This window comes from Pseudomonas sp. PvP025, from assembly GCF_017832155.1.
GTDB lineage: Bacteria > Pseudomonadota > Gammaproteobacteria > Pseudomonadales > Pseudomonadaceae > Aquipseudomonas.
In genome coordinates this window covers 2492317-2517205 of the sequence record NZ_JAFIBJ010000001.1, presented here as the reverse complement: position 1 = coordinate 2517205, position 24889 = coordinate 2492317, and the positions used below count along the sequence as shown (strand labels likewise).

General features: G+C 62.1%; 21 protein-coding genes. 12 read left to right on the top strand and 9 right to left on the bottom strand.

From position 1 onward, the window contains the following. The first annotated feature begins 93 nt into the window (after window positions 1–93). From JOE32_RS10405 to JOE32_RS10375, 7 genes are all read left to right on the top strand, one after another. Entirely contained in the window at window positions 94–1083 is a 990-nt protein-coding gene (locus tag JOE32_RS10405) for an alpha/beta fold hydrolase (RefSeq protein WP_209983768.1), read from the top strand. Between the two features lie 178 nt (window positions 1084–1261). Then, the gene (rraA, locus tag JOE32_RS10400; protein WP_209990456.1) at window positions 1262–1750 is read left to right on the top strand and encodes a ribonuclease E activity regulator RraA; all 489 of its coding nucleotides are present in this window, start codon (window positions 1262–1264) and stop codon (window positions 1748–1750) included. 25 nt (window positions 1751–1775) lie between these two features. Continuing rightward, window positions 1776–2771, top strand: a complete 996-nt coding sequence (locus JOE32_RS10395; RefSeq protein WP_209983766.1) for a zinc transporter ZntB — start codon at window positions 1776–1778, stop codon at window positions 2769–2771. Between the two features lie 87 nt (window positions 2772–2858). Next, entirely contained in the window at window positions 2859–3101 is a 243-nt protein-coding gene (locus tag JOE32_RS10390; RefSeq protein ID WP_209983764.1) for a CrfX protein, read from the top strand. A gap of 2 nt (window positions 3102–3103) precedes the next feature. Next, complete coding sequence (locus JOE32_RS10385) at window positions 3104–3928, top strand: mechanosensitive ion channel domain-containing protein (protein ID WP_209983762.1); 825 nt, start codon at window positions 3104–3106, stop codon at window positions 3926–3928. A gap of 85 nt (window positions 3929–4013) precedes the next feature. Then, complete coding sequence (gene sigX, locus JOE32_RS10380; protein ID WP_209983760.1) at window positions 4014–4604, top strand: RNA polymerase sigma factor SigX; 591 nt, start codon at window positions 4014–4016, stop codon at window positions 4602–4604. Window positions 4605–4711: 107 nt separating this feature from the next. Beyond that, window positions 4712–5692 (top strand): OmpA family protein, encoded by a 981-nt coding sequence (locus JOE32_RS10375; protein ID WP_003230320.1) that lies wholly within the window; start codon window positions 4712–4714, stop codon window positions 5690–5692. A gap of 60 nt (window positions 5693–5752) precedes the next feature. On the opposite strand, the gene cobA is transcribed toward JOE32_RS10375, so the two are convergent. The 8 genes from cobA to JOE32_RS10335 all read right to left on the bottom strand — a co-directional run bounded on the left by cobA (window position 5753) and on the right by JOE32_RS10335 (window position 17317). Then, window positions 5753–6496 (bottom strand): uroporphyrinogen-III C-methyltransferase, encoded by a 744-nt coding sequence (gene cobA / locus JOE32_RS10370; RefSeq protein ID WP_209983758.1) that lies wholly within the window; start codon window positions 6494–6496, stop codon window positions 5753–5755. 10 nt (window positions 6497–6506) lie between these two features. After that, a complete protein-coding gene (locus JOE32_RS10365) occupies window positions 6507–9215 on the bottom strand; it encodes a nitrate reductase (protein WP_209983756.1) in 2709 nt (902 codons plus the stop codon). Continuing rightward, window positions 9215–9532, bottom strand: coding sequence for a nitrite reductase small subunit NirD (gene nirD / locus JOE32_RS10360; RefSeq protein ID WP_003230326.1), 318 nt, complete (start codon window positions 9530–9532; stop codon window positions 9215–9217). The genes JOE32_RS10365 and nirD overlap by 1 nt, the downstream gene beginning before the upstream one ends. Continuing rightward, window positions 9529–11982, bottom strand: a complete 2454-nt coding sequence (gene nirB / locus JOE32_RS10355; RefSeq protein ID WP_209983755.1) for a nitrite reductase large subunit NirB — start codon at window positions 11980–11982, stop codon at window positions 9529–9531. Before nirB ends, nirD begins: the two co-directional genes overlap by 4 nt. Window positions 11983–12205: 223 nt before the next feature. Continuing rightward, window positions 12206–13876 (bottom strand): bifunctional protein-serine/threonine kinase/phosphatase, encoded by a 1671-nt coding sequence (locus JOE32_RS10350; RefSeq protein ID WP_209983753.1) that lies wholly within the window; start codon window positions 13874–13876, stop codon window positions 12206–12208. Further along, window positions 13876–15087, bottom strand: coding sequence for a nitrate/nitrite transporter (locus JOE32_RS10345; protein ID WP_003230331.1), 1212 nt, complete (start codon window positions 15085–15087; stop codon window positions 13876–13878). The genes JOE32_RS10350 and JOE32_RS10345 overlap by 1 nt, the downstream gene beginning before the upstream one ends. Window positions 15088–15501: 414 nt before the next feature. Beyond that, window positions 15502–16077 carry an ANTAR domain-containing protein gene (locus tag JOE32_RS10340; RefSeq protein WP_209983751.1) on the bottom strand — a complete coding sequence of 192 codons (576 nt, stop codon included), beginning with the start codon at window positions 16075–16077 and terminating at the stop codon, window positions 15502–15504. 13 nt (window positions 16078–16090) lie between these two features. Then, window positions 16091–17317, bottom strand: coding sequence for a CmpA/NrtA family ABC transporter substrate-binding protein (locus JOE32_RS10335; protein WP_209983749.1), 1227 nt, complete (start codon window positions 17315–17317; stop codon window positions 16091–16093). Window positions 17318–17478: 161 nt separating this feature from the next. Here JOE32_RS10335 and sctC point away from each other — a divergent pair, with 161 nt between their 5' ends. The 4 genes from sctC to JOE32_RS10315 all read left to right on the top strand — a co-directional run bounded on the left by sctC (window position 17479) and on the right by JOE32_RS10315 (window position 21078). After that, entirely contained in the window at window positions 17479–18936 is a 1458-nt protein-coding gene (gene sctC, locus JOE32_RS10330) for a type III secretion system outer membrane ring subunit SctC (protein ID WP_307496349.1), read from the top strand. Window positions 18937–19102: 166 nt separating this feature from the next. Then, on the top strand, window positions 19103–19498 hold the full coding sequence (locus tag JOE32_RS10325; RefSeq protein ID WP_209983746.1) for a winged helix-turn-helix domain-containing protein: 396 nt from the start codon (window positions 19103–19105) through the stop codon (window positions 19496–19498). Continuing rightward, entirely contained in the window at window positions 19491–19952 is a 462-nt protein-coding gene (locus JOE32_RS10320; RefSeq protein WP_209983744.1) for a transglycosylase SLT domain-containing protein, read from the top strand. The genes JOE32_RS10325 and JOE32_RS10320 overlap by 8 nt, the downstream gene beginning before the upstream one ends. An 85-nt stretch (window positions 19953–20037) precedes the next feature. Beyond that, window positions 20038–21078 (top strand): quinone-dependent dihydroorotate dehydrogenase, encoded by a 1041-nt coding sequence (locus JOE32_RS10315; RefSeq protein WP_209983742.1) that lies wholly within the window; start codon window positions 20038–20040, stop codon window positions 21076–21078. 750 nt (window positions 21079–21828) lie between these two features. On the opposite strand, the gene JOE32_RS10310 is transcribed toward JOE32_RS10315, so the two are convergent. Then, on the bottom strand, window positions 21829–22044 hold the full coding sequence (locus JOE32_RS10310; RefSeq protein WP_002553055.1) for a ribosome modulation factor: 216 nt from the start codon (window positions 22042–22044) through the stop codon (window positions 21829–21831). Between the two features lie 532 nt (window positions 22045–22576). On the opposite strand from JOE32_RS10310, the gene rlmKL reads away from it, so the two are divergent. Further along, window positions 22577–24841 (top strand): bifunctional 23S rRNA (guanine(2069)-N(7))-methyltransferase RlmK/23S rRNA (guanine(2445)-N(2))-methyltransferase RlmL, encoded by a 2265-nt coding sequence (gene rlmKL / locus JOE32_RS10305; protein WP_209983740.1) that lies wholly within the window; start codon window positions 22577–22579, stop codon window positions 24839–24841. The last annotated feature ends 48 nt before the right edge of the window (window positions 24842–24889 follow it).

Sequence of the window (24889 nt, the reverse complement as noted above, 5' to 3'; positions counted from 1 at the left end):
AAAGTGCCGGTCACCCGTTGCGGATGACCGGCATTCTTATCTGTACAGGGCGGGAATCCTCGCGGACGCCGCCCTTTTTTGTGCAAGAGCATTATGCAAAGCAGCAGCAATCTGTTTCCCGTCGCCCTGATCAGTGCTGAACGTCGTGGCGACCTGAGTGAAGACGTGTATCGCCTCAAACCCGGTAACAGCCCCGACGGCACCGTCGAGCTGGCAGTGACCCGTCTGGGCCTGGCCGATGTCCCGGAAAACCGGGGCATTGCGGTTATTTTGTTGCACGGCAGTTTTTCCAACCGGCGTTTCTGGTACTCGCCCAAGGGCATCGGCCTGGGCGCCTACCTGGCGCGCCAGGGGTTTGATGTGTGGATCCCGGAAATGCGCGGCCACGGGCTGTCCAGGCGTAACCAGGACTATGCGAAAAATCGCGTGGCCGACTATGCGCGTTACGATTTGCCGGCCATCGGCGCGTTTGTGCGTGAGCAAAGCGCGCAGACGCCGCATTGGATCGGGCATTCCCTCGGTGCCATCACCCTGGCTGCCGCCCTGGGCGCGCGCCACCTGGAAGCATCGGCGGTGGCGTCGGCGGCGTTGTTCGGCTGTCAGGTCAGCCGCACGCACTGGCCGTTGAAAATCCCGCCGGTGGAGTGGGCAGGTCGCTGGTTGCTCAAGCGCTTTGCCCATGTGTCCGGACCACGTTTCAAGCGCGGGCCCGAGGACGAGCCCGCCGGCGTGATGATCGAGGCGTTGCGCTGGAACGGTCTGTTTGGCCGGTTTGGCGATGCTGATGCCGACTGGTGGAAGGGCCTGGCCCAGGTCGATGTGCCCTTGCTGGCGGTGAGCGCCGCGGGCGACGAGCAAGACCCGGACTGGGCCTGCCGCCAGCTGTTCGAACAAGTGGGCAGCGAACATCGCCAATACCTGTGCCTGGGGCGTGGGCAAGGGTTTACCGGGGATTTCGGGCATGTGGAAATGCTCGTCAGCAAGGCCGCGCAGGCTGAAGTCTGGCCGTTGACGGCGCAGTGGCTGAAAGATCCGCTGACACCGTTGTCCGCTGCCCGGCCCGAGCTGATGGCCACGGCTTGATCCGGGGCTTTTCGCTGATCTGCGGTTGCGGCTAAGCTATGACGCGTTAAACGCTTCTGGTCATATTCAGTCGCTGCTGCGCGCTTGCGTTGCGGCGAAACGGATGGGATGTTGCGTACCTGCGAGGCAGACGCTTCTTTCCAAAGACAGCTTTTTGACGCAAGGGACTCTTTTCATGATCCATTACGTAACCCCTGACCTGTGCGATGCCTACCCCGACCTGGTGCAGGTGGTCGAGCCGATGTTCAGCAACTTCGGCGGACGCGATTCCTTTGGCGGCGAAATCGTCACCCTCAAATGTTTCGAAGACAACTCGCTGGTCCGGGAGCAGGTTGACCTGCCGGGTGCCGGTAAGGTGCTGGTGGTCGACGGTGGGGGGTCGCTGCGTCGCGCATTGCTGGGCGACATGCTCGCCGAAAAAGCCGCAAAGAATGGCTGGGAAGGCATGCTGATCTACGGCTGCATCCGTGACGTCGACGTGATCGCCCAGACCGATCTGGGTGTGCAGGCCCTGGCCAGCCACCCGATGAAGACCGACAAGCGCGGTATCGGTGACCTGAACGTGGTGGTGACCTTTGCCGGCGTCACATTTCGTCCGGGCGAATACATCTATGCCGACAATAACGGTGTGATCGTGTCGCCCAGTCCGCTGAAGATGCCTGAATAAACCGCAATAGCCGACAGGGGTGAGGATGTTCGAGGAAGAAAACGCGCAATGGGGGCTGGTGCATGCCCTGGTGCTGGACGGTAAAGGCGGCGCGCGTTCGATTGCCCGGACTGAACTGGATGACCTGCAACTGCAGCCGCGGGAAAGCCTGTGGCTGCATTGGGATCGCAGCCATCCGCAAACCCGCACCTGGCTGCGCCAATCCAGCGGATTGAGCGAGTTCGCCTGCGACCTGCTGCTGGAGGAGAACACCCGTCCACGCCTGTTGCCGTTACCGGACGCCGAGCTGTTGCTGTTTCTGCGCGGGGTCAACCTCAACCCGGGTGCCGAACCGGAAGACATGGTCTCGGCGCGCATCTTCGCCTCTGCCAGCCGTGTGATCTCCCTGCGTTTGCGCCCATTGCGCGCGACTGATGAGTTGCTGGTGCAACTGGCGGAGGGCAAGGGGCCGAAAAATACCTCTGAACTCATCCTTTATATGGCGCAGTACCTGACCAATAAGGTGCAGGATCTGGTTACCGACCTGTCTGAAATCGTCGATTCAGAGGAAGAAAAACTCGATGCCGACGAACGGTATACTCCGGAGCATGGCAGTATCCTGCAGATCCGTCGCAGAGCCGCTGGATTGAAGCGATTCCTGGCGCCGCAACGGGATATTTTCGGTCAGCTCACGCGGATCAAATTGCCGTGGTTCTGTGACGACGATGCCGACTACTGGAACGAATTGAACAACAGCCTGACCCGCTACCTGGAAGAGCTGGAATTGACCCGGGAGCGCGTGGGGCTTGTACTTGAGGCCGAGGACCGGCGCTTGAGCGTGCGCATGAACCGCACCATGTACCGCTTCGGAATCATCACCGGGATTTTCCTGCCGATGAGTTTTCTCACTGGTCTGCTGGGTATAAATGTGGGGGGAATTCCTTTTTCCTCCAGCCCCTATGGATTCGCGATTGCGTGCCTGTTGATGGTGTCGGTGGCGCTCGGGCAATGGTGGTTGTTTCGACGCTTGCGCTGGGTTTGACCTGAATACGAGCTGAAGGTAGGAAGGGTCGGATGTGACCTCAGGAATTTAACCCTCGTCTTTTAATTCACTTGCGAGAGGTCTTTTATGCACGATCCGTTTGAACAGTCTTTGCGTGACATGCTGAATGCTTCGCCATCCAACCGTGATGACGATGCCTGCCTGGGCCGCGTATTGAAAACCGCCAACCGTCAGGTTGGGGCGGGAGACCTGTTCGGGCTGCTCGGGCGTTGGGTGCCGGCGTTGATGATGGCCCTGAACAACGGTTCGGCCCACGTATCCCCGGTTTCCCGTGGCAAACCTCTTGCTCGCACTGATAAGGCTGATTGAACATGGAACTTGATCTCTGGACCCAGAGCCTGGTCACCGCGATGACGGCATTGTGGACCAAGGTGGCGAATTTCATTCCCAACCTGTTTGGTGCCCTGGTGCTGGTGCTGCTGGGGTTTGTCGTGGCCAAGCTGCTCGACACGCTGTTGTCCAAGCTGCTCGCGAAACTGGGCCTGGATCGCTTGATGGCAGGCACCGGCCTGACCAAGCTGCTGGGGCGCGCCGGGCTGCAAGTGCCGATCTCGACCTTGATCGGCAAGATTGTCTATTGGTTCGTTTTGCTGATATTTCTGGTTTCGGCGGCGCAATCCCTTGGACTTGAGCGAGTTTCAGCTACGCTCGACATGCTGGCGCTGTATTTGCCCAAGGTTTTCGGCGGCGCGCTGGTATTGCTGGTAGGCGTTTTACTCGCACAATTGGCCAATGGGCTGGTACGCGGGGCCGCCGAAGGCGTGGGGCTGGACTATGCTGCCGGTCTGGGGCGAATCGCTCAGGGGCTGGTGATCATCATCAGTATTTCGGTCGCGATCAGCCAGTTGGAGGTCAAGACCGACCTGCTCAACCACGTGATTGTGATTGTTTTGATTACCGTTGGTCTGGCAGTTGCGCTGGCCATGGGGTTGGGAAGCCGGGAAATTGCCGGTCAGATTCTTGCGGGAATCTACGTGCGTGAGCTGTATCAGGTAGGGCAAAATGTGCGTGTAGGCGAGGTCGAGGGGCAAATCGAGGAGATCGGTACCGTCAAAACGACAGTACTGACCGATGATGGCGAGCTGGTGTCGCTGTCCAATCGGATACTCCTTGAACAGCAGGTCAGTAGCCGCTGACCCGGCACCCTGCTAATGTACGCCGCCGCGAACCCGGCTTGCCGGGCCGTAGCGGACATTGACCTGACTGTCGGCACGACTTGTTTTGAATAAAGCTCAAACGCTGTCCACGCGCTATGACCCCCGGGAGCTCTCTGATGAGGAGCTGGTCGCGCGTGCACATACGGAGCTGTTTCACATCACGCGCGCCTATGAAGAATTGATGCGCAGGTATCAACGCACTCTGTTCAACGTTTGTTCAAGGTATTTAGGGAACGATAGAGATGCGGACGATGTCTGTCAGGAAGTGATGCTAAAGGTGCTGTACGGCCTCAAGAACTTCGAGGGCAAATCGAAGTTCAAGACCTGGCTCTACAGCATCACGTACAACGAGTGCATCACGCAGTATCGGAAGGAACGGCGAAAGCGTCGCTTGATGGACGCCTTGAGTCTGGACCCCCTTGAGGAAGCGTCTGAAGAAAAGGCGCCGGCACCCGAGGACAAGGGCGGACTCGATCGCTGGCTGGTGTATGTGAACCCGATCGATCGGGAGATTCTGGTGCTGCGATTCGTCGCAGAGCTGGAGTTCCAGGAGATCGCTGACATCATGCACATGGGTTTGAGTGCTACAAAAATGCGGTACAAACGTGCTCTAGATAAATTACGTGAGAAATTTGCGGACGAGACTGAAACTTAGTGCGTGGCAAATATCTCTTACGTGTAGGCAAGTTCTGTTAGACTTGTCGCCGAGTTGTCCCCCGGTTTGTGGGACTGCTTTACAATCACCAGATGGGGATTTAACGGATGAAACTGAAAAACACCTTGGGCTTGGCCATTGGTTCTCTTATTGCCGCAACTTCTTTCGGCGTTCTGGCACAAGGCCAAGGCGCAGTTGAAGGCGAGCTGTTCTACAAGAAGCAGTACAACGATAGCGTCAAGCACATCGAAGACGGCTTCAACCCAGGCGCTCGCATTGGTTACTTCCTGACCGACGATCTGTCCTTGAACTTGTCCTACGACAAGACTAACCACACCCGTTCGAATGACGGTACTGGTAGCCAGAAGATCAAAGGTGACACTGGCAGCCTCGTGGCCCAGTACCACTTCGGTCAGGCCGGCGTTGACAGCCTGCGTCCATACGTTGAAGGCGGTTTCGGCCACCAGAGCCGTGGCAACGTGCAAGCTGACGGCCACAGCGGTCGCGATCAGACTACTTTCGCCACCGTCGGTACCGGCGTGAAGTACTACTTCACCAACAACCTGTACGCTCGTGCCGGTGTTGAAGCTGACTACGGTCTGGACAACGGCAAGTGGGACTACTCCGCACTGGTCGGCCTGGGCGTGAACTTCGGCGGTAACGCTGGCGCAGTCGCTCCAGCTCCTACCCCAGCACCAGCTCCAGAGCCAACTCCAGAGCCAGAAGCTCCAGTTGCTCAGGTTGTTCGTGTTGAGCTGGACGTTAAGTTCGACTTCGACAAAGCCGTTGTTAAGCCTAACAGCTACGGCGACGTGAAAAACCTGGCCGACTTCATGGCTCAGTACCCGTCCACCAACGTAGAAGTTGCTGGTCACACTGACTCCGTAGGTCCAGACGCTTACAACCAGAAGCTGTCCCAGCGTCGTGCTGACGCTGTTAAGCAAGTCCTGGTTAAAGACGGCGTGGCTCCTAGCCGTGTAACTGCTGTAGGTTACGGCGAATCCCGCCCAGTTGCTGACAACGCAACTGAAGCTGGTCGCGCTGTTAACCGTCGCGTAGAAGCGTCGGTTGAAGCTACCGCTCAGTAATTACTGAGTAGTAGAAAAAAGCCCGGCTCAGGCCGGGCTTTTTTTCGTCTGCAATTTGCCTCAGGCGCTGGCGGCCACTGCGACATAAGCCGCCTGTTCAGCCGCTGCAACCCTGCCAATCACCAGAATCGCCGGGCTCTTCAACGCGAAAGCCTGTGCATCTTCCTGCATGCGCGACAGCACGCTGCGGCACTCCCGTTGCTGGGGCAGCGATGCATTCTCGATCATCGCCACCGGCATATCCGCCGTCATGCCGCCGTCCAGCAACTGCTGGCGTATTTCTTCCAGCTTCGCCACGCCCATATACACCACCAGCGTCGTCCCGCCTTCCGCCAGCGCGCGCCAGTTCAGGCGGCTGTCGTCCTGGGTATGCGCCGTGACCAGCGTTACGCCACGGCTGATACCGCGCAACGTCAGCGGGATATCGCAGTTAGTTGCGCCTGCCAGCCCCGACGTAATCCCATTGACCACCTGGGCCTCGATCCCGCGCTCGCGCAGCCACATGGCTTCTTCACCGCCGCGTCCGAAAATGCACGGGTCGCCGCCTTTGAGCCGCACCACACACTTGCCCTGACGCGCGTAACGCAGCATCAAACGGTGGATGAAATCCTGCGGCGTTGAACGACAGCCGCCGCGCTTGCCCACCGTAATCACCCGCGCATCGCCGCAATGTTCCAGCACCGCCGGGTTGACCAGATCGTCAATCAGCACCACATCGGCCTCGTTCATCGCCCGCACCGCCTTCAGGGTCAACAGCTCCGGATCCCCCGGCCCTGCGCCTACCAGCCAGACTTTTGCGCTCATATTCCTGTCCTCACACACTGATAGCGATTGGCTGCGGATGGCTGACCAGCAGACGTTTGATTTCCGGCACACAGGAGCCGCATTGCGTGCCGCATCCCAGGGACTGCTTGAGTCCATCCAGGTCCAGACCCTGGGCAATACCGGTACACACCGCGTTTTCACTGACGTTCATGCAGTTACACAACACCTTGCTGCTGGCCGCCGCACCGCCGGGCGCTGCGCTCAAGGGCGCGAGTAGCCAGCGGCGCAACTGCTCATCGGTGCGGCCTTCCAGCCACAGGCTCTGCAGCCAGTGGCGGGCGAGGGTTTCACCGGCCAGACGTACTGCCGTGATGCGGCCTTTTTCGATCTTCACCCGCTTGCCGATCGAGCGGCGCGGGTCGTCGTAGGCCATCACCGGGCCGTCGTGCAGGCCCAGCAGTTGGTCGATACGGGTCAGCAGCTCAAGCTCGGGCGCTGCGGTATGTGCCGCGCGTACCAGCAACGCCGGCCGTTCCCGCCCGGCCAGGCTCAGGCTCACATAGGCAAAACCTTCGCACAGCGGGCGCAGGGCCTCGAAGTGTTGCTGCACATCGCCCTCGATCAGCGCGAACAGCTGCCATGACAACTGCACCGCCTCCAGGCGCACGCCGCTGTGCTTGAGTTCAGGTTGTTTCGACAGCGGGTCGAACGCCGGCTGGGTGAGGGTATTCACGCCGCCCTTGAGAAACCGGTCGCCCCAGTGCATCGGCAGGAAGGCCTGGCCGGGGCGTACGCTGTCATCACTGCTCACGGCAACGATCACATTGCCGCGCCGGCTTTTGAGGTTCACCAGGTCGCCTTCCTTGAAGCGATGACGACGCAGTTCATCGGGGTGCAGGCTCAGCAGCGCTTCGCTCACATGCCCGAACAACTGCGCCGCCGTGCCGGTGCGGCTCATGCCGTGCCACTGGTCACGCAGGCGCCCGGTAATCAGGGTGAGCGGGAAGCGCGCGTCGCGCTGCTCCTTGGCCGCACGATAAGGGTCGGCGATAAAGTGCGCGCGCCCCCCGTCGGTCGGGAAAACCCCGTCGGTATACAGACGCGAGGTGCCGCTGCGCGCGCCCATGGGGAACGGCCACTGCTGCGGCCCCAGTTCGTCGAGCACGGCATGGCTGATACCCGACAAATCCAAATCACGCCCACGGGTCAGCAGCTTGAACTCATCAAAAATCTGCGCCGGATGCTCGAAGGCGAACAGGCTCGGCAGCCCCGGGCGCAGTCGCTGTTCCAGGCGTTGGGCGAAATCCACGGTGATTGCCCAGTCCGGCCGTGCCTCTGCGGGTGGGGGGATGGCGCGGCGTACGTGGGAAATACGCCGTTCGGAGTTGGTCACCGTGCCTTCTTTCTCCCCCCAACTGGCGGCCGGCAAAAGCAGGTCGGCGTAGGCGGCGGTCTCGGTGGTGCGAAAAGCTTCCTGCAACACCACGAACGGGCAGGTTGCCAGGGCGGCGCGCACAGCGGTCTGGTCCGGCAGCGATTGCGCGGGGTTGGTGCACGCGATCCACAACGCTTTGATTTTGCCGGCCTGCACCTGCTCAAACAGCTCAATGGCCGTCAGCCCGGTCGGCTCCGGCAACGCATCGACACCCCAGTAAGCAGCGACCTCTGCGCGGTGTTCAGGGTTGGCGGCTTCCCGATGGCCCGGCAACAGATTCGACAAGCTGCCGGTTTCGCGCCCGCCCATGGCATTGGGCTGGCCGGTCAGGGAGAACGGCCCACAGCCCGGCCGGCCAATTGTGCCGGTGGCCAGGTGCAGATTGATCAGCGCGCTGTTTTTAGCGCTGCCGGCGGTGGACTGGTTGAGCCCCATGCACCACAGCGACAGAAAGCCAGGGGAGGTGCCTACCCATTCGGCGCACAGGCGCAATTGTTCGACACTGATCCCGCACAGCTGCGTGACCATCTGCGGCGTGTAGTCATGCACCAGGCGCTTTAGCTCCGCCAGTCCGTCGGTATGGGCCTGGATAAAGTCGCGGTCGATCCAGTCTTCCCACAACAACAGGTGCAAGATTCCATGGAACAGCGCCACATCCGTGCCCGGCAGGATGGCCAGGTGCATGTCAGCCAATTCGCAGGTGTCGGTGCGCCGAGGGTCGATCACCACGACTTTCATCTGCGGACGCCGCGCCTTGGCTTCCTCCAGGCGTCGGAACAATACCGGATGGGCGTAGGCCATGTTGCTGCCGACGATCATCACGCAGTCACTGATGTCGAGGTCTTCATAGCTGCAGGGTGGCGCGTCGGCGCCCAGGCTGCGCTTGTAGCCGACCACCGCCGAGGACATGCACAGCCGTGAATTACTGTCGAGATTGTTGGTGCCCACCAGCCCCCGCGCCAGTTTGTTGAAGCTGTAGTAGTCCTCGGTGAGCAGTTGCCCGGAAATATAGAAGGCCACGCTGTCCGGCCCGTGTTCGGCGAGGGTGTCGGCAAACACGTTGGCCGCGTGGTCCAGTGCGGTATCCCAGCTGGTGCGGCTACGGGCCAGGCCTTTGCCCAGGCGCAACTCCGGGTACAACGCGCGCGCGCTCAGGTCGCCCGTCAGGTGCAGGCTGGCGCCTTTGCTGCACAACTTGCCGAAATTGGCCGGGTGGCTCGGGTCGCCCTGCACACCGAGGATCTGCGTGCCGTCATGCTCGATCAGCACGCCGCAGCCCACCCCGCAGTAACAGCAGGTGGACGCGGTGACCTGGCGGTCCATCAACCGGCGTCCCGCAGGGCCAGCATCACCCGGCCGTTTTCGACACGGGCGGGGTGATGGTGGGCGCAGCCGATATCCGGCGCCTGGGCTTCGCCGGAGGCCAGGTCGATCTGCCAGTTGTGCAGCGGGCAGGCCACGCGTTTGCCGTAGATCAGGCCTTGGGACAGCGGGCCGCCCTTGTGCGGGCAGCGGTCGTCGAGGGCGAAGACTTCGTCGTCACTGGTGCGAAAGATCGCGATGTCGCCTTTGGGCCCGTTGATGATGCGTGAGCCCAGTGCGTTGATGTCGTCGAGGGCGCAAATATCCAGCCAGTTCATGCCTGCACCTCCAGGTGTTTGACGGGGATCACCTCGAATTCCTTTTTCAGCAGCGGCTGTTCAAGCCGTTCTTTCCACGGGTCCTGCTCGAATGACAGCGAGAATTGCAGGCGCTCGTTCAGCGCCTTGCGCCGGGCCGGGTCTTCCAGCACGGCCTTTTTGATGTGTTCCATGCCCACGCGCTGCAGGTAATGCACGGTGCGCTCCAGGTAGAAGGCTTCCTCGCGGTACAGCTGCAGGAACGCGCCGTTGTACTCGCGCACTTCGTCGGCGGTTTTGAGCTTGACGAAGAACTCCGCGACTTCGGTCTTGATGCCGCCGTTGCCGCCGATATACATCTCCCAGCCGGAGTCGACGCCGATGATGCCGACGTCCTTGATGCCGGCTTCCGAGCAATTGCGCGGGCAACCGGACACCGCCAGCTTGACCTTGTGCGGCGACCACATGTTGAATAGGTCATGCTCAAGCTCGATGCCCAGTTGCGTCGAGTTCTGCGTGCCGAAGCGGCAGAACTCGCTGCCCACGCAGGTTTTCACGGTACGGATGGATTTGCCGTAGGCGTGGCCGGACGGCATGTCGAGGTCCTTCCACACGCCAGGCAGGTCCTGCTTTTTGATGCCGAGCAAGTCGATGCGCTGGCCGCCGGTGACCTTGACCATCGGCACGTTGTACTTGTCGGCCACGTCGGCGATGCGGCGCAGTTCCGAAGGGTTGGTCACGCCGCCCCACATCCGTGGCACGACAGAGTAGGTGCCGTCTTTCTGGATGTTGGCGTGGGCCCGTTCGTTGATCAGGCGTGACTGCGGATCATCCTTGGCTTCGCCAGGCCAGGTGGAAATCAGGTAATAGTTCAGCGCCGGGCGGCAGGTGGCGCAGCCGTTGGGCGTGCGCCAGTTCAGGTAGCTCATGGTGCCGGCGATGGTCAGCAGGTGCTGTTCGCGGATGGCCTGGCGGATTTGCCCGTGATTGAGGTCGCTGCAGCCGCAGATGGCTTTTTCGCTCTTGGGTTTTACATCGGCCGCGCCACCCACGGTGTTGATCAGGATCTGTTCCACCAGGCCCACGCAGGAGCCGCAGGAACTGGCGGCCTTGGTGTGTTTTTTCACCTCATCGACACTGAACAGGCCCTGTTCCTGGATCGCCTTGACGATGGTGCCCTTGCACACGCCGTTGCAGCCGCAGACTTCAGCGCTGTCGGCCATGCTCATGGCCTTGTCCTGGCCCTGATGGCCGACATCGCCCAGGGCGTTCTCGCCGAACATCAGGTGATCGCGGATCTCGCCGATGGCATGGTTCTCACGGATCTGGCGGAAATACCAACCGCCATCGGCGGTGTCGCCGTACAGGCAGGCGCCGACCAGGATGTCGTCCTTGATCACCAGTTTTTTGTACACGCCGCCAATCGGATCGGAGAGGGTGATGGTCTCGGTGCCTTCGCCGCCCATGAAGTCGCCGGCGGAAAACAGGTCGATGCCGGTGACTTTCAGCTTGGTCGAGGTGACCGAGCCCTTGTAGGTGGCAAAGCCCAGCTGGGCCAGGTGGTTGGCGCAGACCTTGGCCTGTTCGAACAGCGGCGCCACCAGGCCGTAGGCAATCCCGCGATGGCTGGCGCATTCGCCGATCGCATAAATACGCGGGTCGTAGGTTTGCATGGTGTCATTGACCAGAATCCCACGGTTGCACGGGATGCCGGATTTTTCCGCGAGTTCGGTGTTGGGCCGGATGCCGGCGGCCATCACCACCAGGTCGGCGGGGATGATGTCGCCATTCTTGAACTGCACCGAGCCGACCCGGCCATTGCCAGCGTCGTGCAGGGCCTGGGTGTGTTCGCCCAGGCGGAAGACCAGGCCACGGCTTTCCAGCTCGGTTTGCAGCAGTTGACCACTGGTCTTGTCCAACTGGCGCTCCAGCAACCATTCGCCGATGTGCACCACGGTTACATGCATGCCGCGCAGCATCAGGCCGTTGGCGGCTTCCAGGCCGAGCAGGCCGCCGCCGATGACTACCGCGTGTTTATGGGTTTTGGCGGTGTCGATCATGGCCTGGGTGTCGGCAATGTCGCGATAGCCGATCACACCCTGCAAGGTGTTGCCGGGGATCGGCAGGATAAACGGCGTGGAACCGGTGGCGATCAGCAAGCGATCGTACTCGGCCTCGGTGCCGTCGTCGGCGATGACTTTGCGCTTGACCCGGTCGATCTGCACCACCTTGCGGTTGAGCAGCAGCTTGACGTTGTTGTCCAGGTACCAGTCCAGGTCGTTGAGCACGATCTCTTCGAAGGTCTGTTCGCCGGCCAGCACCGGCGACAGCAGGATGCGGTTGTAGTTGGTGTGGGGCTCGGCGCCGAACACGGTGATGGCGTAGAGGTCGCTGCTCAGCTTGAGCAGTTCTTCAAGGGTACGAACCCCGGCCATGCCGTTGCCGATCATCACCAATTTGAGTTTTTTCATGTCGCTCTCCGACCAATCACGCGCAAACAAAAAAAGGCGTCCCCGCTAGTTACCTAGCGAGGACGCCTTTGTCCGGTCCCGTTCTCTCGGGAAGCTCGATCCTTCGTCGTTGAAGGGGCGGCTGTATGTGGGGTGTTGGAAAGGCTAATGCAGCGGTTGTGCCAAGTCCGCATAACCCCGGTTTTACTGGGCGTTTAAACCCACAGCCGAAACGTTTTGCCCGTTAGTGGTGCAACAGCCCATACAGCAGCACCAGATTGAGCAGCAGCGACAGCAGCGCCAATGTGCGCCACACCTTCAAGGGTTCACGCTCCAGCAGCGGGCGCGGGCGCACGCTCAGTTCGCGGCGGTCGGCCTGCTCCAGCACCAGCAGCCATTCTTCGGCGGTTTCATAACGCTGCGCCGGTTGCGCGGCCACGGCGCGCTCCAGGCTCAGGGGCAGCCAGTCCGGCAGGTCGGGGCGATAGCGGCTGGCGCTGATCGGTTGATGGAAGCGGGGGCGTTGGAAGGCTTCGATTTCGCCGTAGGGATAATGCCCCGTCAGCAGGTAATACAGCGTAATGCCGACACTGTACAAATCCTGCTGGGCCGCAGGACGCTCGCCATTGAACGCTTCGGGGGCGATAAAGCTCGGCGTGCCGGGCAGTGTGTTGATCGGGTCTGCGGAGAGGCCCGGGCAGTAGGCCAGGCCAAAATCCAGCACGCGCAGTTCACCGTCGTCGCCCAGCAGCAGATTTTCCGGCTTGATATCGCGGTGCAGAATTTGCCGACGATGCAGCAGCCCGACCGCGCGCAGCAAACGCTCGGCGATGGACTGCCATTGCGCCAGGGGCAACGGGCCTTGCTGCTTGAACAGCTCGGCCAGGGTAAGCCCAGGGTATTCGCGCATCACGTAGTACACATGCTGACGCCCGCTGGCGGGGTGGACCTGCGGGAACGCGCGCCCGGCCATCCGGCGCAGAAACCATTCCTCCGACAGCAGGGCCTGGCCCGCATCGGTGTCATTGTCATGGCTGCGCGGCAGGGTTTTCAGCAGCCAGGGCTGTTGCTGCGCGTCGCGGACCCGGTACAGCAACGATTGTCGGCTCTGCGCGACCACGCTTTCCACCTGCCAGCCTTCGAACGCCTGGCCGGGCTTGAGCGGCGGTGGCAGTGACCATTGCTGCAACTGCACCAGCGCATCGCCCAGGGTGGCGGCGCCGAGTGCGTCGATGCGCACCAGCAACGCGCTGGCGTTGTCCTGGCTGCCGGCCAAATGCGCGGCGCTCACCAGGGTGTTGACGGCCAGGTCGAGGTCGGCTTGCTCGCGCAGGATCGCACGGATGCTGTGCTCGCCCAATGTGGCCCAGACGCCGTCGCTGAGCAGCAGGAAGCACTCGCCCGCGCGCAGTTCGCCGTCGAGAAAGTCCAGCACCACGTTTTGATCCAGGCCGAGGGCGCGCTTGAGCACATGCTGCATGCCCGGTTGCTCCCACACATGGTCTTCGCTGATGCGCTGCAGCTCGCCGTCCAGCCAGCGATACACGCGGCAATCGCCGACATGCGCGAGGGTGAAGCGTTGACCGCGAAACACCAGGGCGCTGAGGGTGGTCAGTAACGGCTGGCCGCCGCCGTTGGCTTGCAGCCAGCGATTCTGTGCGAGCAATAACCGTTCGAGCGCCTGGGCCACGCCCCAGGTCTGCGGTGTGGCGTAGTAGTCCAGGGCCAGCGCCTGCAGGCTTGAGCGTGCGGCCAGGCCGCCGTCGGCACATTGGCTGACGCCGTCGGCGAGGGCGCACAGGTACCCTTTGCTCGCGGCCAGTTGCGCGCTGGGCGTGACCACCCGCAGCGCGTCCTGGTTTTCACTGCGCGGGCCAATGGCGCTGGCCTGGGCAACGCTCAGTTGCAGGCTCATCAGACGCGCGCGGCGGTCACGGCGGCCGAACCCCAGGTGGTTCTCCAGCGGCGTTTCACGCCGTAAAGGCCGAACCAGGCCAGCACGCCGAGGCTGGCGAACAGCCACAGGGCCAGTTGATAACTGCCGGTGCTTTGCTTGATCGCGCCCATGCCGGCGGCGAGGGCGAAACCACCGATCCCGCCAGCCATGCCGATCAGGCCGGTCATCACGCCGATTTCGCTGCGAAAACGCTGGGGCACCAGTTGGAAGACCGCGCCGTTGCCGGCACCCAGTCCGAGCATGGTGCAGACGAACAGTGCGAGGGCGGCGTAGGAGCTTGGCAGGTTGAAACCCACCGCGGCGATGCACACCGCCGCCACGCTGTACATGCCCAGCAGGGTGCGGATGCCGCCGAAGCGGTCCGCCAGGGCGCCGCCCAACGGCCGCATCAGGCTGCCGCCGAACACGCAGGCGGCGGTGTAGTAGCCGGCGGTCACCGGGCTCAGGCCATACTGGTCGTTGAAGTAGCCGGGCAGGGCGCTGGCCAGGCCGATGAAGCCGCCGAACGTCACGCTGTAGAAAAACATGAACCACCAACTGTCACGGTCGCCCAGGGCCTTGAAGTAGTCGGCCATGGCTTTGGCTTTCGGGCGTTGCGGGGCGTTGCGCGCCAGCCAGGCGAACACGATCAGCGTAAGCACTAACGGAATCAGCGCAAAACCAAAGACATTGCTCCAGCCAAAGGCGGCGGCCAGCACTGGCGCCAGCAACGCGGCGAACACCGTGCCGGAGTTGCCTGCACCGGCAATGCCCATGGCCTTGCCCTGGTGTTCAGCGGGGTACCACTGCGAGGCCAGGGGCAGGGCGACCGCAAAGGATGCGCCGGCCATGCCGAGGAACAAGCCCAGCAGCAAGGCTTGTTCATAGCTATGGATGCCCAGTTTCCAGGCGCCGAACAACGCGACGATCACGATCACCTGGCCAATCAGCCCGGCGGTCTTGGGTGACAGCTTGTCGGCCAGCATGCCCATCAGAAAGCGCAGCACCGCGCCCGCCAGGATCGGCGTTGCCACTACCAGGCCACGCTGTTGGGTGGTCAGGTGCAGGTCGGCGGCAATCTGCACCGCCAGCGGGCCCAGCAGGTACCAGACCATGAAACTCAGGTCGAAATACAGGAACGCGGCAAACAGGGTCGGGGTGTGCCCGGATTTCCAGAAGCTTGATTTCATCACGCACCTCAACGGTTGGGGGTCTTGTCAGAAGGCCAAAACGAAAAAAAACGCCGCCATCGGGTTCGCGAAAGCAAACCGGATGTGCGACGTCTTTGTCGTGGAAGGGCAACCGCCGTTGGCTACCTGTGATGAATGCTTAGCAAGTCCTGCGCCAACACTAAACGTTGTGCAGAACAAGCCTCCTGTGGCGAGCGGGCTTGCCCCGCGTTGGGGGGCGCAGCGCCCCCAATCAAGCAAAACGCGGTGTACCTGATACGGCTCAGCGTCTGGTTTTGGGGCTGCTGCGCAGCCCAACGCAGGACAAGCCTGCTCGCCACAGGGAATTTGCGCTTAACTGAACGGCATTAGGGCAAGCCTGCTCGCCACAACCACAATCAAAACCAGTCTGCCCATCACAAGGCTTTGCCACAGTCAGCCCAGCAACTCACTCATGGCAATAATCTGCTCGGCCACCTGGATCAGTTTCTGCTGGCGGCTCATGGCCTGGCGGCGCATCAGGGTGTAGGCCTCTTCCTCGTTGCAGCTTTTCATTTTCATCAGCATGCCCTTGGCCAGTTCGATGCGCTTGCGCTCGGCCAACTGCTGGTCGCGGGCCTGCAACTGGGCACGCAGGGCCTGATCGCTTTCGAAGCGGGCCATGGCCACATCAAGGATCGGTTGCAGGCGCTGGGCCTGGATGCCTTCGACGATGTAGGCGCTGACGCCGGCCTTGATCGCCTGGCGCATCACATTCGGGTCGTGCTCATCGGTGAACATCACAATCGGCCGCGGCTGGTCGCGGGTCACCAGCACCACTTGCTCCATGACATCGCGCCCGGCTGACTCGGTATCGATCAGGATCACGTCCGGGCGCACCGTTTCGACGCGGGCCGGCAGGTCGATGGTCAGGCCGGACTCATCGATCACCTCGAAGCCGGCCTCGACCAGCGCCGCCTTGAGCCGCCCAACCTTGCGCGGGGTGTCGTTGATCAACAGGATTCGCAACATGGTGGTGCTCCTGTCAGCGCCGGGCCTGGCGGTTGGGGTGGTCCGCCAGGGCGTGCAGACGGAAACTGCGGGCGTAGGCGGCGGGGTCGGAGCCGTCCCAGATCTTGCCGTCGATCAACTGGCTGCTGCGCGTGTCCTGGCGGCTCGCAGGCACGTCAACGGCGGCGGCGGCCTGGCGATACAGGTCCAGTTGCTGCACCTGGCGGGCAACCTGAAGGTAGTCCGGGTCTTCACGCAACAGGCCCCAGCGGCGGAACTGGGTCATGAACCACATGCCGTCGCAGAGGTAGGGCAGGTTGACCTCGCCATTGGCGAAAAAGCGCAGGGCATGGGGGTCCTGCCACTGGTTGCCCAGGCCGTCGTCATACTGGCCGAGCAGGCGCGGCTCAATGCAGTCGAGTGGGGCATCAAGGTACTCGCGGGCGCTGAGCAGTTGCGCGGTGGAACGGCGGTTTTCGTGGCTCTGCTCGATAAAACGGCTGGCTTCGAGCACCGCCATCACCAGCACGCGTGCGGTGTTGGGGTATTGATCGACGAACGCCTGGGTGCAGCCGAGCACTTTTTCCGGATGGTTTGGCCAGATCGTCTGGCTGGTCGCCAGGGTGAAGCCCTGATTGTGCTTCACTGCGCTGGCGGCCCAGGGTTCGCCGGCACAGAAACCGTCGATGCGCCCCGCCTGCAGGTGCGCAACCATCTGCGGCGGCGGCACCACCACGCTGTCGACATCCTGCAAGGGGTGAATGCCCTGGCTTGCGAGCCAGTAATACAGCCACATGGCGTGGGTGCCGGTGGGAAATGTCTGGGCGAAGGTCAGTTTTGTGCGGCTTTGGTGCACGTGGTGGTCCAGCGCCTCAGGAGTGGTCACCCCTTGTGCCTGCAGGCCGTGGGACAGATTGATGCTCTGGCCGTTCTGGTTCAGGCCCATCAACACCGCCATGTCGGTGGGCGCCACGCCGCCGATGCCCAGGTGCACCGCATAGATCAGCCCATACAGGCTGTGGGCGGCATCCAGTTCACCGCTGACCAGCCTGTCGCGCAGGTTGGCCCAGGATGACTGGCGCTTGAGGTTCAGGGTCAAGCCGTAGGGTTGGGCAAAGCCCTGGGTGGCCGCGACCACCAGCGAGGCACAATCGCTCAAGGCCATGAATCCGAGATCGAGGCTGCTCTTTTCCGGGGCGTCACTGCCGTGGACCCAGGCCAATGGATCTCTGGCCGGGCTGCTGCCTGCCGAATCGTTCATCAATGCCGCCTTTTCAATCAAAAAACCAGTGAGCAAGGCTTAGCAAGGCACATGCCACGGCCCCGTAGGCGCGGCTGGCCGTCAGTTTCTCATCAAGATTGAAACGCGACCGGCTTTCAGTATGGCCGCCTCTTTGCGCCATACAGCCAGGAACATCCACGGTGACGATCGATTCCCCTGTCATGACCCGCTTGCGCCGGTTGCTGTGCCTGGCTGTGCTGTGCGCAAGCGCGTTCGCCTCGGCCGCGGACTACCGGGCGCAGGATGAAAGCCTGCATACCGTGTTCAGCGCATTGTCAGTGCCCTTGGGGTTGCCCGTGGTGGTCAGCCGCGACGTCTCGCGCAAGCGCGTTTCCGGGGTGTTCGATTTGAGCGCGGCGCAGCACACCCTGCAGGCCGTGGCCGAGCAGCATGGCTTGATCTGGTACAGCGACGGCCAGGTACTGCGTGTGTATGACGCCAGCGAAGCGAAAAGCTCGGCAGTGACGCTGCGGCATATCTCGGTCGACCGGCTGCGCGGGTTCATGCGCCGTTCGGGGTTGGATGAATCACGCTTTCCCCTGCGCGAAAGCACCGGGCCCACCTTTTATGTGTCCGGCCCTCCCAATTATGTGGACCAGGTGCTGCACCTGGCGCAACTGATGGATCGCCAGCGCACTCAGGTGCGAGTGGGCGATCAGGCGTTTGGCGTGGTGCAGGTGTTCAACACCCACGTGGCCGATCGTCAATATGCCCTGGGTGATGAGCAGGTCAATGTTCCCGGCATGGCCTCGATGATCGAAACCGTACTGGCTGCCGAGCGCAAGGGCGGCGCGCGCGGTCCGCTGGCGGACAAGAGCCTGCTGGTGATCGCCTATCCCGACTCCAACAGCCTGCTGATCAAGGGCATGCCGGCTCAGGTGAAGGTGATCGAGGAGCTGGTGGCGCAACTCGACACGCCCAGGCGGCCGATTGAGGTGGCGTTGTGGCAGATCGACGTGGACCGTGCCGAGCTGGAAAAGCTGGCGACCGCCTGGTCCGGGGAGGGCAACGACCCGCCTTCAGTAACGCAGGTGCTGGCCCCTCTGGATGACAACCGCCTGATGGCGCAACTGGCTGCGCTGGAGCGTCGTCGCAAGGCCAGGGTGGTGGCGTTTCCGGTGATCCTTACCCAGGAAAACGTCCCGGCGGTGTTCCATGACGCCCACACCTTTTACCTGCCCAAATCGGTGCAAGACGACGCCCAGTGGCAACCGGTGCGCTATCGCACCGAAGCCAGTGTGCTGCCGCGGTTTGCCGATGCGAGCCAGATCGAGATGCAACTGAACCTTGAAGATGGGCGGCCCATGGCCGGCAAGCTCACGCCAGGTTCGACAGGGGCGGTGGGCCGCATCGCGATCAGCACGGTGGTGCGTGTGCCTCAGGGCCGCCGTTTGTGGTTGGGGGCTTTTCGCCGTGATGACGAGGGCATGCGCCGCGCCCGGGGTGCCCAGGTGCGGCTGTTCGTGATCCAGGCGCGCGCGGTGGGCGGCGAGCCGAAGCTGCTGGCGGGCGCCGTAGGACCGCCGCCACTGACCGAGACCCAATACGAGCGCGTGCGACGTGCCTTTATGGGCGTGAACCCTGAGGGCGCTGAGTGATCTGCGCGCGGCGAAAAGTCCTACTTAGTGACTCTCGAAATCCTCACGCGTATAGGCAGTTTCCTAGCTCCGTTCGGCGATCAGGTTTTTATAGTCCTGCTGTTGCCGTATCGGTCGATTCAGGAAGCAAGAAATTCAATGTCAGTAGATGGATACCGAGGTGCCCATGGCCATCGCGAATGATGAGCTGACTGCCTCATGGGTGTTTGCCGGATGGACCTTGCATGGCTATGGCCGGTTGACCGGGCAGAATGTGGACCTTCAGTTGCCGCCCAAAGAGTGGCATGTGCTGCGATTGCTGCTGGCATCCGGCGGTGCGTTGATGACCAAGGACCATTTGCTGGAGTCGGCCTGGCCCCGTAGAGAGGTGTCCGAGGAGTCGCTCACCCGCTGCATTTATTCGCTGCGCAAGCACCTGAAGACCGACAAGGGCTTTATCAAGACGATTTATGGCAAGGGCTATCGTTTTACCTGCGCCGTGAATGTCCAGTTCAGGCCGCTGCGGGAAGGGGCGCACGGGCCGCGTCTCTGCTCGGCCTGTGGCCAGGTGCAGCATGATTAAACGCCTGGTCAGCAGCATCGTATTGACTGCGGCGCTGCTCGGCAGCCCGGCCTGGGCCGATTGCTGGGCAGACGTGGCCGGTCGCTACGACATTGAACCGGAGCTGCTGCAGGCCATCGCGGCGGTGGAGTCGGGATACCGTGCGAACGCGATGAACAATGCGAACAGCGACGGCAGCCGTGATATCGGCTTGATGCAGATCAACAGCATGCACCTGCCGCGCTTGCTCAAGCAGGGCATTACCGAAGAGCGGCTGCTGAGCGAGCCGTGCCTGTCGGTTGAAGTGGGCGCTTCGATCCTCGCCGAGTTTATCCAGCGTTTCGGTTACAACTGGACGGCCGTGGGCTCCTACAATGCGGGGCCAGGGTCGGGGCCGCAGCGTGACGCCTTGCGCGAGCAGTACGCGCAGAAAATCTGGGCCCGCTATGAGGCGCTGGTCGCACTGCGTCAGTGACGATTGGGCGGCACGCCTCGCACCGGGGCGATCACCCCGGCTATAATCGCGCCACCTTTCGCCGCCATCCGAGTCTAGCCCGCCCATGTATAACCTGGCCCGCCAGCTGTTGTTCAAACTCTCCCCGGAAAACTCCCACGACCTGTCCCTGGACCTGATCGGTGCCGGCGGCCGTCTGGGGCTCAATGGCCTGGTCTGCAAGGCGCCAGCGAAAATGCCGGTGTCAGTGATGGGGCTCGAGTTTCCCAACCCGGTCGGGCTGGCAGCCGGCCTGGACAAGAACGGCGCGGCCATCGACGGCTTTGCCCAGTTGGGTTTTGGTTTTGTCGAAATCGGCACCGTGACCCCACGGCCGCAGCCGGGCAACCCCAAGCCGCGCATCTTCCGTCTGCCGGAAGCCGAGGCGATCATCAACCGCATGGGCTTTAACAACCTGGGCGTCGATCACCTGCTGTCGCGGGTTCAGGCGGCAAAGTACAAGGGCATCCTGGGCATCAATATCGGCAAGAACTTCGACACCCCGGTCGAGCGCGCGGTGGATGACTACCTGATCTGCCTGGACAAGGTCTACGCCCACGCAAGCTACGTCACCGTCAATGTCAGTTCCCCCAACACGCCGGGCCTGCGCAGCCTGCAGTTCGGCGATTCGCTCAAACAACTGCTCGAAGCCCTGCGCCAGCGCCAGGAAGACCTGGCCGTGCGGCATGGCAAGCGCGTGCCGCTGGCGATCAAGATTGCCCCGGACATGAGCGACGCAGAGACCGTGCTGGTGGCCCAGGCGCTGGTGGATTCGGGGATGGATGCGGTGATCGCGACCAACACCACCCTGAGCCGCGCAGGTGTCGAAGGCCTGGCCCATGGGGATGAAGCGGGCGGGCTCTCGGGTGCACCGGTACGTGAGCAGAGCACCCACATCGTCAAGGTGCTGGCGGCCGAGCTGGCCGGACGCTTGCCGATCATCGCCGTGGGCGGCATTACCGAAGGCAGACACGCCGCCGAAAAAATCGCCGCCGGCGCCAGCCTGGTGCAGCTTTACTCCGGCTTCATCTACAAGGGCCCCGCGCTGATTCGCGAATCGGTGGATGCCATTGTGGCGAGCGGGCCTGCCCTAATGCCAGTCAGTTAAGCGAACGCAATGCTCAAGGCAACGACGATCAAATGTGGGAGCTGGCTTGCCTGCGAAGACGATTTTTCGGTGTACATATCCGTTTCTGCGGTAACGGCTGCTGGCGGTTCCGCTCTTACAGCGGCTCACTTTTGAAAAGCGCAAAAGTAAGCAAAACGCTCTTGCCCCAACACTCGGCACCTCGCCCAGGCTCGGTGTGCCCGAACGCAGGCTTCGGAGCGTGGGCCGCCGCGATGGGCCATCCCTGGCCCAGCGCGGCTAACCCGGCGTCCTGCCGGGTTACCCACGCTCCAAAGCCTGCGTTCGGCCAGCGTGTTTGACGGGGCGCCTCAGATCAAAAGCAAAAGCGCGGCGGCCTTAGAGCCGACCGGAATGGTTTGCCGAAAGCTGTACAAAATGTGGGAGCGGCGGTGCGACGACTCCATAAGGGATCTGCGCTTAACTGACTGGCATTAGGGCTTGCCCCGCGCGAGTCTGCCAGCAGACCCAGTCATGACGCTGCGTTCTTTCAGTTGGAACCGAGTGTCCGGTTTTGGGGCTGCTGCGCAACCCAACGCAGGACAAGCCTGCTCGCCACAGAGCGGGCAATAGGGCAACCCACAAAGAACGCTAGCCTCAATGGGTTTTGCCATCCAATAAAAAAGGGCTCCATAAAGGAGCCCCTGGGCCGAAGCCCGCCGCCTGGGTCAGGCGTGCGTGGTTAAGTCGTTACATATTCAACGGTGGTATGTCGGAATTAAATGCCCTGAGTTAGCCGACGGCGTGAAGTTCGTTGAGTCTGTGGATACCCGCAGTGCCAGTCATACCGTCCCAGTTGTCGCCGCGTCCTTCTCGCCAGCCGTTGATCCAGGCTTGGCGTACCGACGGTAGAGTAAATGGGCAAAGCTCACGGGATTTGCCATGAACGCCATATTGATATCCGCGTAAAAATGCTCTTTCCAACGGATCACGCTTAAGTCTTCTCATAGGGTGTTTCCCTCACTGGTTGACTGTCTAGATATCCTTCGGCCTCGTCTGGGGCCGGGCAGAGTTTTTCTGCCGTTGGTGGGCTCGCTGCCGGCGTGGCGAGCCTGTGTGTCGGCGTCGTTACGGCGCCAACCTGTGTTGATTTCTAACCAATAGGTCACATGGATTCAATGATCGTTTTGTCATAAGCACGTAACGTTTTGGATGCTATAGCCATAAGCTGGGATGGCTTTTCGCCCCTTTTTATCGCCAAAGCCAGCTATGATGTGCCCCGCGCAGACCATGGGTGCAATCCCTTGGTGAGAATGCCCGCCCGTTGCAGTCGGTTATTATTCGACGAAGGGTCGGAATATTTCTTTTTGTTGCCTAAAATTATTGATCTGCCTTTGCATTCAGGGCCTACGGGCCCTATCGCCCGGGTGGGACGGCACATTCGTGCCACGCGAGCACTCTTCAAGAAAAGTGCTTGATTGAAAACCGAACCGGCGATGCGTCGCCCGTTCATTTATTGCTGAAAAGCCTGGAATGCCCCATGTCGGACCGTTTTGAACTCTTCCTCACTTGCCCCAAAGGCCTTGAAGGCCTGCTGATCGAGGAAGCCGTCGGGCTTGGCCTTGAGGACGCCCGCGAGCACACCTCGGCCGTGCGCGGCATGGCCGACATGGAGACCGCCTACCGCCTGTGCCTCTGGTCACGTCTGGCCAACCGCGTGCTGCTGGTGCTCAAGCGCTTCCCGATGAAGGATGCCGAAGACCTCTATCACGGCGTGCTGGACATCGAATGGGCCGAGCACATGGTCCCCGATGGCACCCTGGCGGTGGAATTCAGCGGCCACGGTTCAGGCATCGACAACACCCACTTCGGCGCGCTGAAGGTCAAGGATGCGATTGTCGACAAACTGCGCACCCCGACCGGCGAACGGCCGTCCATCGACAAGATCAACCCGGACCTGCGCATCCACCTGCGCCTTGACCGTGGCGAAGCCATCCTCTCCCTCGACCTGTCCGGCCACAGCCTGCACCAGCGCGGTTACCGCCTGCAGCAGGGCGCCGCGCCGCTGAAGGAAAACCTCGCGGCCGCGATCCTGATCCGTGCCGGCTGGCCGCGCATTGCTGCCGAAGGCGGCGCGCTGACCGACCCGATGTGCGGCGTGGGCACCTTCCTCGTCGAAGGCGCGATGATCGCCGCCGACATGGCGCCCAACCTCAATCGCGAACTGTGGGGCTTCACCACCTGGCTCGGCCACGTGCCGGCGCTGTGGAAGAAACTTCACACCGAAGCGTCGGAACGTGCCGCCATCGGCATGAACAAACCGCCGCTGTGGGTGCGTGGCTATGAAGCCGACCCGCGCCTGATCCAGCCGGCACGCAACAACATCGAACGCGCGGGCCTGAGTCACTGGATCAAGGTGTACCAGGGCGAAGTCGGCACCTTCGAGCCGCGTCCGGACCAGAACCAGAAAGGCCTGGTGATCTGCAACCCGCCCTACGGCGAGCGTCTGGGTGACGAAGCCAGCCTGTTGTACCTCTACCAGAATCTTGGCGAACGTCTGCGTCAGGCCTGCATGGGCTGGGAAGCGGCGGTGTTCACCGGCGCGCCGGACCTTGGCAAGCGCATGGGCATCCGCAGCCACAAACAGTATTCGTTCTGGAACGGCGCACTGCCGTGCAAGCTGCTGCTGATCAAGGTCAACCCGGATCAGTTCGTCACCGGCGAGCGTCGCACCCCGGAGCAGCGTCAGGCCGAGCGCGAGCAGGCCGCTTACGACCAGGCCCCGGTCGAGCCGCAAGAGCGCCAGTACAACAAGAACGGCAACCCGATCAAACCGGCGCCAGCACCGGTCGTCGAGCAGGCACGCCTGAGCGAAGGCGGGCAGATGTTCGCCAACCGCCTGCAAAAGAACCTCAAGCTGTTGGGCAAGTGGGCCAAGCGTGAAGGCGTGGATTGCTACCGCGTGTACGACGCCGATATGCCGGAATACTCCATGGCCATCGACCTGTACCACGACTGGGTCCATGTGCAGGAATACGCCGCGCCCAAGTCCATCGACCCGGAAAAAGCCTCGGCACGCATGTTCGATGCCCTGGCCGCGATTCCCCAGGCGCTCAACATCGACAAGAGCCGCGTGGTGGTCAAGCGTCGCGAGCGCCAGAGCGGCACCAAGCAGTACGAGCGCCAGAGCGCCCAGGGCAAGTTCACCGAGGTCAGCGAAGGTGGCGTGAAGCTGCTGGTCAACCTCACCGATTACCTGGACACCGGCTTGTTCCTCGACCACCGTCCGATGCGCATGCGCATTCAGAAGGAAGCGGCCGGCAAGCGCTTTCTCAATCTGTATTGCTACACCGCCACCGCCAGCGTGCACGCCGCCAAGGGTGGCGCGCGCAGCACCACCAGCGTCGACCTGTCCAAAACCTACCTGGACTGGGCGCGTCGCAACTTCTCGCTCAACGGCTTCTCCGACAAGAACCGCCTGGAGCAGGGTGATGTGATGGCGTGGCTGGAGGCGAGCCGCGATGAGTTCGACCTGATCTTCATCGACCCGCCGACCTTCTCCAACTCCAAACGCATGGAAGGCATCTTCGACGTACAGCGCGACCACGTGCAATTGCTCGACCTGGCCATGGCGCGCCTGGCGCCGGGCGGCGTGCTGTACTTCTCGAACAACTTCCGCAAGTTCGTGCTCGAGGACAACCTCAGCGAGCGCTACGCCGTCGAGGAAATCAGCGACAAGACCCTCGACCCGGATTTTGCGCGCAATGCCAAAATTCACCGCGCCTGGAAAATCACCGCACGCTGATCGGCGCGTGTCCACTGCAGGCGCGAGCTTACTTGCTTCTGCAGTGGT